Source organism: Candidatus Schekmanbacteria bacterium RIFCSPLOWO2_02_FULL_38_14 (assembly GCA_001790855.1).
GTDB lineage: Bacteria > Schekmanbacteria > GWA2-38-11 > GWA2-38-11 > GWA2-38-11 > 2-02-FULL-38-14-A.
In genome coordinates this window covers 44168-61324 of record MGDH01000008.1, presented here as the reverse complement: position 1 = coordinate 61324, position 17157 = coordinate 44168, and the positions used below count along the sequence as shown (strand labels likewise).

The window sequence follows — 17157 nt, the reverse complement described above, 5'->3', positions numbered from 1 at the left end:
ACTCAATAAACCGTATGTCAATAAGACTAAAGAGTTCCCTTTCAGAATTATTTAAAGATAAAAACTTTGCTTTGACTATTGAAAAAGGTTATAAAGATTTCTAATAAGAATCCAAAGCCTGTTTGATTTTGCTTTAGGTTCCCCAAATATCTACATCTTTGAAAGGAGTAATAATGATTAAAGATGTTGTTGATTCGAATGCCTGCTGCAACTGCGGTTTATGTGTTTCAGCATGTCCTGAAGAGGCTATTGAACTTGATAATAGCTTTCTCCCAAGAATTTTAGATAATTGCACGCTGTGTGGTATCTGCAGAGAGGTCTGTCCAAGGGTTGACATGCCATTCAGCTTTATAGCTGACTCCCTGAAAAAAGATAACAAGATTAATTTTGGTGAAGAACTTCTTGGAAACTATAATCAGATATTTCTTGCAAGAATGTCTGACAGCGCCTTGAGGGAAAAGACCTATTGCGGTGGTAGCACAACAGCATTTCTTATTTATCTTCTTGAAAAAGGATTAATTGATAAAGCGCTCCTTACCGGCAAAGAACACAACTTAGATTTCTGCGGGCATCCAAAGTCAATGGAAGCCTCAACAAAAGAAGAAATATTAGCCTGCGCTTACACAAAGCCAACAGCGAATCCAATACTTTCAAAACTCCCTGTTAAAGGGAAAAAAGTCGCAATAGTTGGCACTCCCTGTCATGTTCAGGGAATCAGAAAAGCTCAGTATTTAGCAAAATATGGAAAAGTCTCAAAAGAAAAATGCAGGGAGTTGGTAGGAAATATAGAATTTGTGATTGGGTTGAATTGTTTTTTTGCATTCAAAAAAGACGGAGTTGACGGGCTGCTTTCAAGAGTCGGGCTTAAAGAAGATGGGTTGAAAAAATTTTATAACTGGAAGGGTAAATCAGTTGCTATTCTTAATAATGGACAAAAGATAGAAGACTTTGGAGAGGGAAGTGATTTTGACTCGCTGAATCTCGGTTGCCTTTTGTGTTATCCATCTTATTCAGCAAAGCTTTCAGATATAACTTTTGGGAAATGCATGATAGAGGAATGGGGATGGAATGATGTAATATCCCGGAGTGAAAAAGCTGACAGAGTATTAAAAGAAATGATAGACAACAAAATTTTAGAAGTTCAACCTCTTAAAGATGAAAAAAGCGAGATTCTTGAAGGACTTCTTGAGGCTAATGTTTTTAAATATGATTCTATTGGATATGGAGAATTCTTGAAAACCGGAAGATTTGCAACAACTAATCTTCCTGGTGGCTCTCCAATGGAAAAAGGCTCTTCAGGCAGCATTAAAGGGATAAACCGTCTGCGTCTGATACAGGCAGTTAAAAGAGATTCCTTCTATGAAGTAGTCAAGCAGGAAAGAGAAAAATCCGGAACCTTCTTGCCGGAAATGAAATAAAACTTTTTACTTTTTGGCTAAAATTAATCCTGCGACCATCATTCCAAGGCTATCAATTATTACATCATAAGGAGTTCCATTTCTTCCGGGGATAAAAGTCTGGTGAAATTCATCAGATATGGAAAAGAAAAGAACAAGAACAATAGAAAGAATAATGCAGTTTATTTTTAAACGCATCTGTAAAGCAGGGCCTTTTCTTTGCCAGTTATATAACGCCCTGAAAAGCAGGAGGGTTAAAACTGCATATTCTACAGCATGGGCAGATTTTCTCATAATCAGTTCATCTGGAAGGTTAAGTGTAAGATCTGGTTGGTTTGATAAAATAAATATCAATGAACACCAGATAAAAACAGGTCCCCATAATTTAAGAAAAAGGATGAATCTGTTTTCGCTCCTTTTATCTGTCTTAACTTCTGCGCTATGTCTGTTTAAACCTATTTTACTCATAGTTCAAGGTTCCCATTCGGAAAAAGTTATCTGGTTAAATCTTAAAGCTTCTTTTTTAGCTTCGATTGGAAGTCCCAAATCTTTATAAATTATCGAAAGATTATAAACCGAACCTCCGTGGTTCGGCTCATAAATTAGTATGTTCTTAAACTCTGAAATTGCATCATTAATCATTCCATTTTTTTTATAGGAAAGCCCAAGGTGAAATCTTGCTTTTATAAAATCCGGGTAAGATGATAAAACTTTTTTAAATGAGGATATTGCATTATCCCATTTCCCAAGATTTTCATAATCAAGCCCTGCAAAAAAAGCATATTTGCTGTCAGTTTCTGATGCCTTCTGAAAGAAACCTATTGCTTCATCATACCTTAATTGATAATCATATATAATACCAATCTGGTAATAGCTTTCAGATGATTTAGGGTTCGCATTCAGAACTTTATTAAATTCATTAATAGCATCATCCCACCTGCCTAATGTTTTAAAATTCAATCCGCTATCAAAAAGTTCCTTCTCTATATCCGATAGAGTGGCAGATTCTGATTCAGATTTTCCATGAAAAGAAATAGCAAAAAGCAACAAACTTAAAAAAAGATGAAGGATAATTTTTCTCATAATTTATCTTTGTTAAATTTGATTATTATAAATAATAATATAATGCAACAGCAAAAAATACTTTTGTAAAAGAGACCTGAATTATTGAACTATTGCCTTCATTCTCTTTATTCAGATAGCTTTAAATGGTTCAGTGGTTTTGCACCAAGAGCAATGAGATTTGCGTTGACATCACTTTCAAACGTATAAAGTGGCTTTTGCCATTTAAGGATTTCCCTGCAAAACCCTTCTGTCTTACTCTCCTTTGCAGCATATGAAACAAAGATGCTGTCTGTAATTGCTGCAACAAAACGGTTTCTTTCTAAAGCCCTTTGCGATGAAATTCGGTTTTGTTTATCAGTAAAATGGGAGAGAAGAAGCAATCTTCCATCTTCAATAGGTTTTCTGAATTCTTTCTTTATCCTCATTCCTTCAATACTGCGTGCTGGACAAATAATAACTGACTGTTTTCCTCTCAGCAAAATATTTAGACATTCTCTTTCTATTGGTGAGTGAAAGCCACTAATGACTGTTACCCCGTCATCTCTTAAGTGCTGTGCCAAATCATAGGTTTGTAAAATCAGATTGCCGGGGCATTTTACTGAGCAGAAAACAGCGAGGGTTTTCTTTTTAAGGATGTCGAGGTTTCCAATACAGGCAATTACTTTTGGAGAATTCTCATCAAGATATTTTTTCAGGATAGAGGGATAATCAGAGTTATTCTGATGAATCTGTTTAATACTCATCCCTTTTTGCCTCTACTTTTAAATACATAATCTTAATAATATATCCAAATTTTTTATTGGCATTGCTTCAGATATTATTTGATAGAACTTAAGAGGATTTTGATTTTCTATATTACCTTATTCATTACCCTATTTAACGGTTTATTACTCTATTCGTTTTCGCTTCGTAATCAATCTAAACGATAATAACTCATTGATATTAAATAGATTTAGTTGTTTAGATCGTTTAAAATCGTTTAAAAATCGTTTAAATTTGTTTGCAAAAAATATATTTTAGTTAGTTATTAATTCCCAAAGTGTAGATGGACCCTTTCCAACAGTTCTAATAGTGCCGTCTTTAGATCTCATTTCCGTAAGCATACAATAAACTTAACCGGCTACTGCATATTCGACAGAGCGTGGATTTTCCATGCGGTGTGATGCATCCAGTATTTCCGAGCCGACAACGTTGCCATCTTTGTCAAAATCGAGGATTACTCCTGGCTTTTCTTCATCACTTTCTTCAATAGGTGCATCACTAAAAATAATGCGCAGGATATCAACTTCAGGGTTATATGTAATTTTCATTAGGTATCAGAAACTATTCTTTTGACAGTTTTATATAGGGGTTCTAAGTCTTCTTCTATTGTCTGCCAGAGAATCTCAATATCTATTCCGAAATATTCGTGGATAAGTCGATTTCTCATTCCAATAATTTCCTGCCAGGAAGTTTCAGGGTAATTATCTCTGAGATTCTGAGGGATTTTGTTTGCTGCTTCTCCAATGACTTCAAGACTTCTCACAACAGCTTTTATTGTCTTCTTATCTTTTGAAAAATCTTCAAATGACATTCCTTTTATAAATTCTCTTATATCAGAGATGGATTCTATAATGTCATTTAGATAATCCTGTAACAGTCGTTCTTTAGACATATCTAACTTCTTGAAGAATGCGTTGTCCTATATAAGGCTTTAAGGCTTTTTTGGTTACAAGTTCGACTTTAATTCCTATCAAAGCAGATAAGCTATTCTCAAGCTTTAGGAACTTCACAAACCCAATAGGTTTTTCAAGCTCTATGAGAATATCAAGGTCGCTGCTTTTGTCCTGTTCACCCCTTATATAAGATCCGAATATGCCAATTTCTTTTACCCCATATTCTTTCCTTAGTTGTTCTTTATGCCTTAACAGCAAATTCCTTATCTCTTCAAGTGTTTTCATTATTCCCCTCAATATTATTAAGTTATGCTCTCATTTCTTATTATGGCCACAGTTAGATTAAAACTGTCAAACAGAAACTTCTTTAGAGTTTTCCACTCCGTTTCCACTGGCAAATTTCTTAATTCATCTAACAGCTTTTTGAGTTCTTCCTGTCTCACTCCTCCTCCTGACTCTCCCGCCCCATTCTGTATTTGATGTCGTAGTTGATTATGAAGTCCAGTTCTTCTTTTTATAAGGATGCACCCTACTTTTTTGTTTAGCTCAAATTTGGCTATTTAATAAATGTGTGATTTCTAGTCACAAATATCCATAGGTTAATTGCACTTTTTCTCAATCATCTCTTCAACTTTTCGCTTGGCTTCCTCTAATAATTCTTTTGCTTTCCTGCGCGCTTCATGGGATTGCCGAACTAAATCAGCAATTTTTTGCTGAATGGATTTAGGAAGAATAGGAATAAAAACATTTTTTATTGCTTCTTTTGGGACAGCAGTGAGTATTGTGCCAGCGCATTGTTTTTCTAATTGCATTTGTAAAACAAGACTTTTTGCGAGAACTAATAAAACTTCAGGTAAAATTTCTTTACCTCGGAATTGAAAAAATCCTGTTGAAGCTAAGAATCCATCTTGCTCTTTATTCGCTAATGCTACTTTTTCTAATGATCCTTCAACACTGGAAACAATTACATCATTTGTCTTTAAAACTCTTTTTGCCCTACCGGGAGCTTCTTGGCCAGAAACCTCAGAATATCCATCAATAATACCAATTGAAGAGTTTATATTTGAAAGTTCTACATATTTAAATAATTTATCTGGTTGTGTAAGAGGGTTAAATTTTGCAGGCACATTTTCAACAATATTTAGCAATACTTCAGCACCATATTTTTTGATTTTCTCTATTATTTTCTCATATTTCGGCTGAAAGTATTCAGCATCGGCACGGTGAGCAGACTTTACTTCGGAGAGGTTAACAGTACAGGATAAATCTTCTTCTGGTTTAAAATCTTTCAGACCCAATTCTTCTAAAAGCAAATCTTCAGCTTGGGAGTATAAGGCTTTGGATAATTCATAATTATTCCATGACTCGTTACTTAGTTGCTCAATTTCTTTTTGAATATTTTGTGGAAAGACAGGAATTCTAATCTGTTTTAATTCTTCTGCATTTACATTTGCCTGATTTACTGCACGCCTTCTAAATTTTCTAATTTGTTTAATACCAAAGGATGAATTTAGAAAAATATTCAAATAATCTGCAAGTATAGAGTCTTCTTTTTTGACTCGTAATCTAACAAGGTAAGAGGCAAAAACAAAAATCCCATCTAATTTAAAAATACCCGTGCGACCAACAAAATCCTCTGAATTTACCCGGTTAAATAAAACATCATTTTTCTCTAATTTGAATTGAGTAAAAATATTTTTAGAAATTTCCACATACTTAACTTCGTCATCCATTAAAAAAGCATTTTTTATATCATCCATTCGAAAAATAGGGCATCCTACAGCATTTTCGTTCATAGCTTGAGAAATACCATACTGACAAATTTCTAAAAAGCTACCAATTGGTTTCCAATTACCTTTTGAATAGTCTATAAAATACTCAGGCTGATAATACTCTGCATCAAGCCTATTTGCACTCTCAAGTTGAGATTTCTGAATGATTGAATAAGTTATCATCTCCACCACTCAAACTTTTCTTTTCCAGCAAACTTTATGAATTCTTCTGCAATCTCGTTCAAATCATCATCAAGCTTTAAACTCTCATGTGCTTCAAAAATGCCATTTTTAGCAGTTATTCTTTTTCCTTCATCGTTTATAAAAATATACTCTCCAGAATTATCCTTGCCGGATTTTTTAGAGACAGCCATGAATATTGGATAATCATCTAAAGGTTTTTGGTCTTTTTCCCATTTCTGCAAAAACAAAACCGAGGTTTTCGTTCCTGTGCCTTTGGCAGGAGCAGGAAGTTTAAAGGTATTTCCTTCTAAACCAACTACCGCTAAGATTCGTGCTTTTTCAAAAAACCATAATCTTATCCATTCCATATTAGTATTATTAAAAACTCCTTGAGGTAAAACAATCGCCATTCTTCCACCAGGACGGAGTGCATCTAAAGAACGCTCAATGAAAAGTAAATGGCGTTCAACTTTTTGTTTAAGTTTTCCATTCTTCTTTGCAAATTCGTACTGACGCAGCAGAGCAGAATCTGTTATTTCACCAGCAAAGGGAGGATTGGTCATTAATATATCAAAATTGAGATAGCGATAAGTCTTACGATTTTCTTCATTCTCTTTGGAGTTTTCAAACAGTCTCAAAAGTGATTTTAAAGATATCCTTGCTCCCTCTGCCTGTTCACCAATCCAGTCTCTTCCATCTAAGGAATTACGCTTGAAGATATTGTGTTTGCCATCGCCGGCAATAAGCATTAAGGCTTGAGAAATTCGGCGCATATTGTCATCAAAGTCAATTCCATACAGATAGCGGTTAGCGTATTTTTGTTTTGCAGCATCAGAAGCAGATTTTAAATCATTATCCCAGACCCAATACATGGTATGAAGTAAAAACCCACCTGAACCACAAGCAGGGTCAATGATATGTTCATTCTTTATGGGATTAAGTATTTTAACGCACATCTTAATTACATTACGAGGCGTGAAATACTGCCCTTTTTGACCTTTTGAAACTTCTGCAATCAAATGTTCAAAGGCACGGTCTATAATTTCTAACTCTTCTCTACCTGATCCGAAGAATTTTTTGTCTTCTAAGAAAGGAACACATATCTGTAACTGTTCTGGTGTCAAATCAATCTTGGATAAAGGGTTAAAAATATCTTGCCATTCTTGAATTGCGCCTTTAAAAAGCTCATCATTAATAATAGTGTATGTTTTCTTTGGTTCCTTATATTGTCTAAAATGAACTTCTCCTTTTGCCCTAACATTTCTTGCCTGGTCTTCATCATAGAGCTTGGCATAGATTAATTTAAAAACCTCCTCAAATACGTTTACTCCAGCTTGCGCCAAAACCATTTCTTCAAGTCGGGAAATGATAAAAGATAAATCAAACTTGTCTTTCAATTCATCGTAAGTTCTTTTTTCTTCAAAAAGATCATCCCATGTTTGATTGACATCAGGGATATCTGAAAGGGTAGTTACATATTCTTTAGGGTAAGGGCGATAAAGTATAAATTTTTGAATTCCATTAGACCAAACACCACCTTCTGAGCCCTCTGCACTTAAATATGATTTTAATTGTTCTTCGGCTTTCTTGGCATTAGGTTCTTTAACTTCAAAAATTATGTATGGAGTAACTTTATCTTCTTTATATAAGACAATATCTGCTGCTTTTGTTCTTACTTCCCTTCCAAATTGAACTGACTTCTCAACCTCTATTCTGTCTATTGGATATTTGTATCCCTGAGTTAGCTTTATTAGCCAAAGCTGACGTATAACTTCCTCAGGCTTTCCCATTTTTTTATTTTTGTCATAAACAAAAATGTCCTTATTTCTCTTTAAGCAACGAACATAAAATCTTCCATTTTCTTTTTCAAATGCACTGACTTTTTTTAGAATGTCTTTTGAGAATTCTTGTAACCCATGTTTTATAGAAGAATCTTTGAAAATCAGATCAAAGATTTCTTCTGTGCCAATTCTTTCTTTTGGAGGTGTGTAAGTTATATTCTTCATAGTAAATACTATCCTTTATTTCTCTTTGCCTTTGAGAAAGCCAATTTGTTTCTGTCTTGGTTCAGGTGGAGTCATCAACTGACGGATAGCGTCAAAGACAACCCTGAATTGTGCATCATATTTACTTTCAAGTTCATCAAGCCTTTTGGCAAGTTCTTTGTTGGAAGCAAGCATCTGGCGTAGCCTGACAAATGTTCTCATAACCTCAATGTTGACTTTTATTGCTCTTTCACTGTTTAAAACAGTGGCGAGCATTGCAACTCCTTGTTCTGTGAAAACATAAGGCTGATACCCTCCGAGGTATTTACGTGAAGGTATCGCATTTTGCGATACCATAATGTCAATCTCTTTTTCATCTAATTGGAACATAAAATCTTCAGGAAAACGTTTTATATTTCGTTTAACTTGTTCTCTTAATCGTATCGCTTTTACACAATAAAGAACTGCAAGGTCCTTATCTAACATCACCTTTTGTCCACGTATCAAATAGATTTTTTTCTCAATCGCTTCTAATGGAATCAGTGTCTTCATCTACCCTTTCCATTCTAAAGTCACAATTTGTGACTTCAAGTTTATCTCAATAATCCTCTCTCTTTAAAACTAAAAAATCCATTTTTAGTAATAATTATATGGTCTGTAACCTCAATCCCTAAAATTTTGCCAGCTTCTACTAATCTTTTTGTAATCGTCAAATCATCTTCCGAAGGCTCAGGGTCACCAGAAGGATGATTATGGACTAAAACGACTGAAGCAGCACTATGGACGATAGCTTCTTTAAAAACTTCTCGCGGATGCACTAAATTTGAGTTTAATGTGCCAACAGATATAGTAGATATACCAATGATTTTATTCCGTGCATTTAAAAGAACAAGCTTGAAATGTTCCTTTGCTTTATCCTGAATACTTGCACTGATAACTTTTATCAAACTTTCTGGATTTGAGATATCAATATTTTTAATCTCTGGTTCCAAATCCTGTCTTTTGCCTAATTCAAAACAGGCTTTTATTTGTACTGCCTTTGCAAAACCTATCCCTTTTATTTGAGATAGTTCCTCTATAGTTGCCTGACTTATAGCTTTAATATTGCCAAACTTTGTCAATAACTCCTGTGCAATATTTATGACTGATTTTTTTGGAATACCGCGACCAATAATCAATGCCAAAAGTTCCTGGGAGGAAAGTGCTTCTGCTCCGAGATTCTTAAGCCTTTCTCTTGGTCTTTCCTGTTTTGGCAGGTCGTGAATGGTGAAAGATTTATCTTTACTCATTATTTTTTATTTTATTTTCCCTCTCTTATGCTCAAAGTCTGCACGGTTTGCGACTTTTAATGTATCCTGAAGAGCTGGTAAAAGTTGTTGCTGGATATTGTCGAAAATACGGGGCATTTGTTTATTCCTTTTATTGTTACTTTTTGCTATGTTATATATATGCCCTTCATAAATCAAATGATATTTCTTAATCTTAAAATAAATTAAGTTGTTGAGAAAGAATCAATTAACATATTGAAATAAAAAGTAATTTAATATAAGTTAAAGGCATGAATGAAAAATTTGAACTTTTGAAGAAAAACTCTTTATTCTCATCACTCCCTGAAGAAGACTGCAGGATTATTGCAAAAAACTTTTTCGAGAAAAAATATTCAAAGGGAGAATACATTTTTTTTGAAGGTGAACCCTCGGAATATCTTTGCATAGTAAAAGAAGGAAAGGTAAAAATTATAAAACATTCTGAAACGGGAAAAAATGTATTATTAGAAGTGATACCAAGCGGTGAAGCCTTTGCCCAGGTTTCAATATTTGATGGTGGTCCCTACCCGGCTACTGCTGAAGCAATGGAAGATTGTGAAATCATGATGACATCAAGAAAGGACTTTTTTAATCTTTTAGAAAAATATCCTGTTATAGCAAGAAAAATTATTGGAACTTTAGGAAGAAGGCTCAGAGAAGCCATTGATACCATAAGAAATCTTGCTGTTGAAAGAGTTGAAAAAAGAATTGCAAGCCTGCTGGTTAAAATGGCAGATAAGGTTGGAGAAAAGGATAAAAATACTGTAAAACTCAGCCTGCTGCTTACAAGACAGGATATAGCTGAAATGGTTGGAACAACTGTTGAAACTACAATCAGGATAATGAGCAGATGGACAAAAGACGGAATTATCAAGTCATCAGAAAGAAAAATAATAATTTTGAATATAGGCAAGCTGTTAAAAATTATCGAAGGGTAAAATATATCTCATATTAAATTGAAATACCCTTTAATAAAAAAGAAAGGAGTTTTGCATGGATATCTTTGTTGTAAGGTTTATAAAAGCATCTCTCACCTATCTTCTTTTGGGAACAATCCTGGGAGTTCTTTTCCTTTATAATTCAAACTATCAGAACCTTGTGTTTGTTCATTCCCACTTTAACCTTCTTGGTTTTGTATCAATGATGATTTTCGGAGTAGGGTACCATGTCCTTCCAAGATTCCGTGGCAAGGAACTTTACAGCAAACCAATGGCAAACATTCAGTTCTGGACCGCAAACATAGGGCTTATTGGGATGGCAACCTTTTATACAATCTCAGTCTATTTTGGAGGAAGATTAACAGATTACCTGCTGGTGCTGTTCGGGATAACTATGGCTGTCTCTATTCTGCTCTTTGTGATTAATTTATTGGCTACTTTTAGAGAAGAAAAGCCCGAAAAATAGCATAATGATGAAAAAATCTGTTTCCTGTTCCCCAATAGTTCTCTTGATTTTGCAAGAAATCTGATGTATTTTTAATTATGAAACATTTTAAAAAAAGAGATTATGGATTTACCCTTTTAGAAACCCTTATTGTTGTTGCCATAATGGGTGTAATGGCAGCCATTGCTACTCCATCAATAATCTCCATGCTTAGGAACATAAGAGTAAACGGAGCTGCCAGAAACCTTTTTTCTGATTTAATGCTGGCAAAGTTCCGCGCTATTTCTGAAAATAATAAGTACATTATAACTTTTGATATAAACAACAATCGCTATAGTATTTATGATGATAATAATAATAATGGAACTGCTGACAGTAGTGAATTATATAAGACAGTAAATATAGGCACTGATTCCCCGGATGTGCGATTTGGATATGTTTCCGGAACCATCGGGGTCAGCGGAAGCGCAATTACAAGTTCTGTAAATTTTTCAGGAAATCCCCCTAAATTTTATTTCAAAACAGATGGGACTGCCAGCGATAACGGGACTGCTTATTTTATCCTTTCTCAGGACCTTACAGCAAGTAGCAAGGACCGCATGAAGGCAGTAACAGTCATTACAACAGGAAGAATAAAATCTTACAGGTATAAATCAAGCATTAATCCTCCGTGGGAGTAAATATGAAAAAATTTAAAAAAAATGCTGGTGGATTTACTCTCATTGAAGTTATGGTTGCCATGATAGTATTGGCAATAGGGTTATTAAGTTTTTTTGCATTAAATGTAGCTATTATAAAGAGTAATGTCTTTAGCAAAGCAATTACCTACGCCACAAACCTCGCACAGGAAAAAATTGAGCAGTTGAAAAATACCGACTATGATAGCATCGCCAATCAGACAGAAACCAATATAGGATTAAACAATGCATTTACAAGGACTACAACAGTCGCGTCAGGTGTACCACAGACAGGTATGAAGACAATAACTGTTGCTGTCACATGGTATGAGATGAAACCTTTCATCTCAACAACACCGCACAGTGTGAGTTTAACGACCGCAATAGCACAGTAAAGGAATAAAAATTGGCTTTTTCATAAAAAAGAGTTGGGATAATTTAGTTAAGATGTCATTGCGAGGAGCAAAGCGGTTGCGAGGCAAAGCCGAAGCAAACCCGGAGCAGATTCCTTCGCATTGCTCGGAACAAGCTCCGCAATCTCATTCTTTAAGGCTCAGGAGAAATTCTGTAATCTCGTGGGAAAGCAATATTACATTTATATAATGACTAATGAATGGAATACGGTTCTTTATACAGGAGTTACAAATGACTTAATAAGAAGGGTTTATGAGCATAAAAATTGTACTAAAGGGAATAAAGAAATCCATCAAGGATTTACGAAGAAATATAATGTTAATAAATTGGTTTATTATGAGGTATTTGATGATATAGAAAACGCTATTTTGAGAGAAAAACAGATTAAGTCAGGTTCAAGAGATAAGAAAATTGGATTGATTAAAAATATGAATCCAGAATGGAAAGATTTATATGATGAATTATGAGATTGCTTCGGGACTAAAGTCCCTCGCAATGACGGTAAAATCGAGAACGAAACCATCCAATAGCCTTATGTTTAATAGGGAAAATATAAATGGTTTTACCCTCATAGAAATGATGATAGCGGTGCTTTTAAGCAGCATATTAGTAGTTTTTATTTATCAATTTTTTGATTATCAGCAGAAAAGCTATAACCTTCAGGACCAGTTAACAGAGATGCAGCAGAATTTGCGAGTAGCAACGGACGCCCTCAGCAGAGACCTCAGGATAACAGGTTATGGTGTTCCCTCTGCCACATCTCCAAGCACCATAATAAGAATTACTAATGCTACAGAAAATTCCATTACCTTCTTAGCCAATCGCTCAGATGTACATACAGAATTATCAAGTGATTATGCATCCGGAACAGTACTCTCTGTAAATTCAAGCGTGGATTTTGGAATCGGTAAGACAATTTATATAACTGATGGAGCGAAATGGAGCCAAGCTACTATCTCTAGTACAGCCACAGGGTCTTTAACCGTAACCTCAGCTCTGTCAAGTACATATCCAGCAGGTAGCACAATACATGTGGTCAATACCGTAACCTATACAATAGATACCACTGACAAGGAACTCACAAGGGAAATAGATGGAGGTGGCAATGACCCGGTTTGCAATAACTTGGATTATCTCCAGTTTAAATATTACGATGGGAGCAATGTTAGTATTCCAGATCCATTGCCATCGCCATATACAGGAGTCAACCTTCTTGACACAACACAAATAAGAAGTATTGGCATACTTCTTGTAGGCAGAACATCAAAAACCGAAAAGGGATATACAAGCTCAGGAAATTATGACACAGGAATCCCTTATCCATCAAACGAATTAAATTATCACAGGACAAGGCTTGAGACAGATGTAATGCTGAGAAACTTAGCTGATTGAATTATGTGAAAAATCCCCCTATATCCCCCTTCCTGCCTGCCGGCAGGCAGGTTTCAAAGGGGAACTTAAAATTCTCCCCTTTAGCAAAGGGGAATTAAAGGGAATTTGAAGGAAGATTTTCAGATAAAAACTGTGGACAAAAATTATAGTTTAAGAGTAAAATTAACGAAAATAAAATAGTAGCTATAAGGGAGGCAAGAGGATTGAAGTTAAATCTTGGTTCTGAAAAAGGAGCAGCTTTTGTTATTGCTCTTTTGATTCTGGTTTCTATAACCGTCTTGGGGCTTGCTATATTGATTACCTCTACCACTGAAATTAAAATATCAGGTAATGTAAGGACAGCGACAGAAGCCCTTTATATCGCTGAAGGAGGAATGGAGGCAGTAAGGTCAAGTCTCACTTCTTCTGCGGGTAATAATTTCTCAGAAACAAGCCAAATCTACGAAGTAGGTTCAACTTCAACTCCTCCCCGGACAACTATTACAAATCCGTTAAATTGGGTAGATACTACATGGTATAAAGATAGCAGTCTCTTAACTCTTTTGAGTTCTTCCAATGCTGAAGGAAACTGGCCACTTTATAAGAGGATAACAATCAGTGGGAGTAATGCCCTTATAACCCTTAATAGGCCCAAATGGTTTTGGACAGATCCTACAAAAATTACTTTCCCGGCAGTTGAATCAATGTTTGAAGGTGAAAACCCTAAAAAAGTCAATGGAGATATTGAAGTACAATTCGAAGATAATCTTTTGGTTTTTCAAACTTTTAAAGATTCTTCAAATTCTACTTTAAATATTGACAACTACTCTTACAATAGTGTAGTAATTGGAGGCAATGGATATGATTATGGGATTGAGCCGGCGACTCTTGGCAAAATAACAGGAATTTGTACTAATGCCTATGAGACCCATGACCAAAACAAGGCATTAATAATATACAAAGACCGTGACAATAATCTCGCTACCGAAGACTGGGATATTGTTGGAGAACCTATTATTAATAATGTAAACAAAACTTTCATACTGCAGGGCGGGACAACGCTACGTGGTGAACTTTATACCCCTTATGGAACTGCTGTTGCAGGAGTTAGCAGGTTAGAGCCGGTAGTCACTAAAGTTGGAAGCGACTATATAACATCTACAATAACAACTTTAAGTATTGCCACAGGGCAAATTTATAAAGCAGAACTGGTGGATATAAGTACTCTAACAAAATCAGCAGGCAATGGTGATGCGGTTACAGGTCTATGGACTTCATATAACCATGGACAATGGTAATTTTTTCTAAAAAACAATGACTGGAGGTGATTGTATGTTTAAGAAATTAGTAATTCTGGGACTGGCAATTGTAGTGATAGGTATTTTAGGAACTGAGATAATCTCAGCATCCACTAATTCCAATACTAATGTCAACAGTGGCGGGACTCCTCCCTATACACCTAGTACAAAAGTAAAAAACTGGCATGAATGAGTGAGAGAGGAACTTAGGGATTTATATTTTGTTATGCAAAAATCCTCATTCTTAAAAGTTACCTTTTTATTTATTGTATCTATTTTTTTATTCTGCTGTTCAAAGCCAAGCAAAGAGGAACTACAGAATGTAGCTAATCTATTGAATTCAAGGCAGTACAACTCTGCTATTTCAAAGTTAAATGAACTGAACAATAAGTATTCAGACAATGCCAGAGTCTATTATTATTTAGGATACTCATATCTTAACCGTAAAGACTACAATAAGGCTTTAAAGAATCTTCAGGTTGCACTTGAGTTAAAATCTAACCTCCGATGGGTAATAGGGGATACCACTCTGGCAAACTTCCTTGCTGGAAACAGCACAGACAGTAAAGATATATTTTTCAAAACTGCTGTTAAAGAGCTTGAAAAGATAATTGATGAGAACAGAGGTAAAGAATTAGCTGATGAAATTAGATATCATTTGGCTGTTCTTTTTTTAATCAAAAAAGACTATGAAAGCAGCATTAAAGAGCTTCAAAACGTAATAAATGAAGACCCAAAAAGTATTTTTGATGCCAAGGCTCATATGAAAATAGGAGATATTTATATCAATTTTTTGGATAATCCTGAAAAAGGAATAGAAGAATACAGGAAGGTTATAAATGAATATGGCAAAAATGAAATATCTGCTGAAGCTTCTCTGAGGATAGCTATCTTCTTGAAGAAGAGGGCACTCATGTATAAAGAAAGATACGAATCACTGAAGAGATTTCTAGAAAACTGGAAGGGTATTAAAGAAATGGCTCAGGATATAAAGTTAGCCGAACTGCAGTCCTTTGATGATTTAAACAGGGCAAAGGAGTTTCGCCTAAAAGCTGAAAGTAGTCTTAAAAATATTATAAAAGATTATCCTGACAATATTTTTCAAAAAAGAGCAAAGAATGAATTGTTAGAAATAAAAAAAGGTTTTAATGAAATGTAAATGACTGGATTTAAAAAAATATTAATCCCTCTGCTTTTTTTCTCCCTTATTCTTATCTTTTTTTACAACCTTCAATTTACAACCACAAACATCCCGGGATATGATGGCTATTACCACATCAAAATGGCTGAAATTATTAAGACCCACGGAATCATCAAAAAATTCCACTGGCTCCAGATGACTGATTTGAAAGAGCATTATGTGGATCATCATTTTCTTTATCATTTCCTCTTAATTCCTTTTACGTATTTCGGACTTATCGAGGGAGCTAAACTATCAGCAGTTTTTTTCCCGAGCCTTATGGTTCTTGCATTTTATTTATTCCTGAAAAAATTTGATGTTAAATTTCCAATAATATGGTCACTTCTTTTATTATCATCATCTCACCCTTTTTTGTTTAGAATGTGCCTTCCAAGAGCACCAGCGATTGCTTTAATATTTTTGTTCGCAGGGCTTTATATGACCTTTAAGAAAAAATATTTTCAAATTATTTTATTATCATTCTTTTTTGTATGGCTTTATGGAGGCTTTATACTAATGATCCTCTTTGCTATCTTAGCTTTTATTGGAAATTTCTTAGTAAAAAGAGATGTTGAAATAAAAACAATTTTATTCCCATTGATAGGTTCAACTGCTGGTTTAATAATAAACCTCTATTTCTCTTTCAATTTAAAGTTTATTTTTATTCAAATTACCAAAGCTGGCATCAGCCGTGTCATAAAAGGTGGTGGTGAATGGCTCGGTTATGAGCCTTTCCTGCTCATTAAAGACTCCTTTCCTCTATTTCTAATATTTATATTTTCAATTATTCTTCTAAAACGTTCTAAAAACAGAATAAGTTGTGAAACTATAACTCTTATCCTTATATCAATATCCCTTTTGCTAATGACTTTAAGGTCAAGAAGATTTATAGAATTTTTTACACCTTTTGCTATGATTGCTTCAGCTTTTTCAATTAAAGATTTACAGGGAAAATTTTTCTCCGGTAGATATAAAGTTAGAATATATGAAAAGGTACTTTTCTCTTTTGTTCTAATAGCCCTTTTAATATTTTTTGGAGTATATCAATATGGTATGGCACAAGAGGAGTTGATAGTTGACAGAAGGCCAGTTGATAGATATAAAGGTGCAGCTTTATGGCTTGAGACTCATACACCAGGCTCAACAGTTTATACTACTGATTGGGATGATTTCCCAGAGCTTTTCTTTTACAACTCTAAAAACAGGTATCTGGTAGGATTAGATCCGGCTTTTATGTATTTATATAATGAAAAACTTTTTAAAAAATGGGATCTCATTAACTCTGGACAAATAAGTGGAAATCTATATGATATACTTTTAAAAGATTTTAAAACTCCTTTCCTTTTTACAGATTCTTCTCATGCAGAGTTTATAAGGTTTGCAGATAAGAATCCGTATTTACGACTTGAATACACTGATCCATACTGTAGGATTTACTCAGTGGTAAGAAAGAAAGAGTCGTGAGGAAAG

General features: G+C 34.6%; 20 protein-coding genes. 10 read left to right on the top strand and 10 right to left on the bottom strand.

What is annotated here, in order from left to right:
- The first annotated feature begins 173 nt into the window (after window positions 1-173).
- Window positions 174-1418 (top strand): hypothetical protein, encoded by a 1245-nt coding sequence (locus A3H37_10670; protein OGL51267.1) that lies wholly within the window; start codon window positions 174-176, stop codon window positions 1416-1418.
- Between the two features lie 6 nt (window positions 1419-1424).
- Here the strand turns inward: A3H37_10670 and A3H37_10665 are convergent, their stop codons facing one another.
- From A3H37_10665 to A3H37_10620, 10 genes are all read right to left on the bottom strand, one after another.
- Entirely contained in the window at window positions 1425-1865 is a 441-nt protein-coding gene (locus A3H37_10665) for a hypothetical protein (GenBank protein ID OGL51266.1), read from the bottom strand.
- A 3-nt stretch (window positions 1866-1868) separates the two neighbouring features.
- Window positions 1869-2480: a hypothetical protein gene (locus tag A3H37_10660; protein ID OGL51265.1), complete on the bottom strand. Its 612-nt coding sequence runs from the start codon at window positions 2478-2480 to the stop codon at window positions 1869-1871.
- A gap of 107 nt (window positions 2481-2587) precedes the next feature.
- Window positions 2588-3121: a hypothetical protein gene (locus A3H37_10655; GenBank protein ID OGL51286.1), complete on the bottom strand. Its 534-nt coding sequence runs from the start codon at window positions 3119-3121 to the stop codon at window positions 2588-2590.
- A gap of 453 nt (window positions 3122-3574) precedes the next feature.
- Window positions 3575-3772, bottom strand: coding sequence for a hypothetical protein (locus A3H37_10650; protein ID OGL51264.1), 198 nt, complete (start codon window positions 3770-3772; stop codon window positions 3575-3577).
- Window positions 3772-4116, bottom strand: a complete 345-nt coding sequence (locus A3H37_10645) for a hypothetical protein (GenBank protein OGL51263.1) — start codon at window positions 4114-4116, stop codon at window positions 3772-3774. Before A3H37_10645 ends, A3H37_10650 begins: the two co-directional genes overlap by 1 nt.
- Entirely contained in the window at window positions 4109-4402 is a 294-nt protein-coding gene (locus A3H37_10640) for a nucleotidyltransferase (GenBank protein OGL51262.1), read from the bottom strand. Before A3H37_10640 ends, A3H37_10645 begins: the two co-directional genes overlap by 8 nt.
- 314 nt (window positions 4403-4716) lie before the next feature.
- A complete protein-coding gene (locus A3H37_10635) occupies window positions 4717-6072 on the bottom strand; it encodes a hypothetical protein (protein ID OGL51261.1) in 1356 nt (451 codons plus the stop codon).
- Entirely contained in the window at window positions 6069-8078 is a 2010-nt protein-coding gene (locus A3H37_10630) for a hypothetical protein (protein ID OGL51260.1), read from the bottom strand. The genes A3H37_10635 and A3H37_10630 overlap by 4 nt, the downstream gene beginning before the upstream one ends.
- 15 nt (window positions 8079-8093) lie before the next feature.
- A complete protein-coding gene (locus A3H37_10625; protein OGL51259.1) occupies window positions 8094-8609 on the bottom strand; it encodes a DNA-binding protein in 516 nt (171 codons plus the stop codon).
- A 41-nt stretch (window positions 8610-8650) separates the two neighbouring features.
- Window positions 8651-9346 carry a hypothetical protein gene (locus A3H37_10620; protein OGL51258.1) on the bottom strand — a complete coding sequence of 232 codons (696 nt, stop codon included), beginning with the start codon at window positions 9344-9346 and terminating at the stop codon, window positions 8651-8653.
- Between the two features lie 269 nt (window positions 9347-9615).
- Here A3H37_10620 and A3H37_10615 point away from each other — a divergent pair, with 269 nt between their 5' ends.
- The 9 genes from A3H37_10615 (at window position 9616) to A3H37_10575 (ending at window position 17151) form a co-directional block, all read left to right on the top strand.
- Window positions 9616-10302 (top strand): hypothetical protein, encoded by a 687-nt coding sequence (locus A3H37_10615; protein OGL51257.1) that lies wholly within the window; start codon window positions 9616-9618, stop codon window positions 10300-10302.
- A gap of 55 nt (window positions 10303-10357) precedes the next feature.
- Window positions 10358-10768 carry a hypothetical protein gene (locus A3H37_10610; GenBank protein ID OGL51256.1) on the top strand — a complete coding sequence of 137 codons (411 nt, stop codon included), beginning with the start codon at window positions 10358-10360 and terminating at the stop codon, window positions 10766-10768.
- 77 nt (window positions 10769-10845) lie between these two features.
- On the top strand, window positions 10846-11427 hold the full coding sequence (locus tag A3H37_10605; protein OGL51255.1) for a hypothetical protein: 582 nt from the start codon (window positions 10846-10848) through the stop codon (window positions 11425-11427).
- Window positions 11428-11429: 2 nt separating this feature from the next.
- Window positions 11430-11819 (top strand): hypothetical protein, encoded by a 390-nt coding sequence (locus A3H37_10600; GenBank protein OGL51254.1) that lies wholly within the window; start codon window positions 11430-11432, stop codon window positions 11817-11819.
- Window positions 11820-12026: 207 nt separating this feature from the next.
- Window positions 12027-12305 carry an excinuclease ABC subunit C gene (locus tag A3H37_10595; GenBank protein ID OGL51285.1) on the top strand — a complete coding sequence of 93 codons (279 nt, stop codon included), beginning with the start codon at window positions 12027-12029 and terminating at the stop codon, window positions 12303-12305.
- Window positions 12292-13230 (top strand): hypothetical protein, encoded by a 939-nt coding sequence (locus A3H37_10590; protein OGL51253.1) that lies wholly within the window; start codon window positions 12292-12294, stop codon window positions 13228-13230. Before A3H37_10595 ends, A3H37_10590 begins: the two co-directional genes overlap by 14 nt.
- Window positions 13231-13433: 203 nt before the next feature.
- Complete coding sequence (locus A3H37_10585) at window positions 13434-14507, top strand: hypothetical protein (protein ID OGL51252.1); 1074 nt, start codon at window positions 13434-13436, stop codon at window positions 14505-14507.
- 193 nt (window positions 14508-14700) lie between these two features.
- A complete protein-coding gene (locus A3H37_10580) occupies window positions 14701-15666 on the top strand; it encodes a hypothetical protein (GenBank protein OGL51251.1) in 966 nt (321 codons plus the stop codon).
- Complete coding sequence (locus tag A3H37_10575; protein OGL51250.1) at window positions 15667-17151, top strand: hypothetical protein; 1485 nt, start codon at window positions 15667-15669, stop codon at window positions 17149-17151.
- The last annotated feature ends 6 nt before the right edge of the window (window positions 17152-17157 follow it).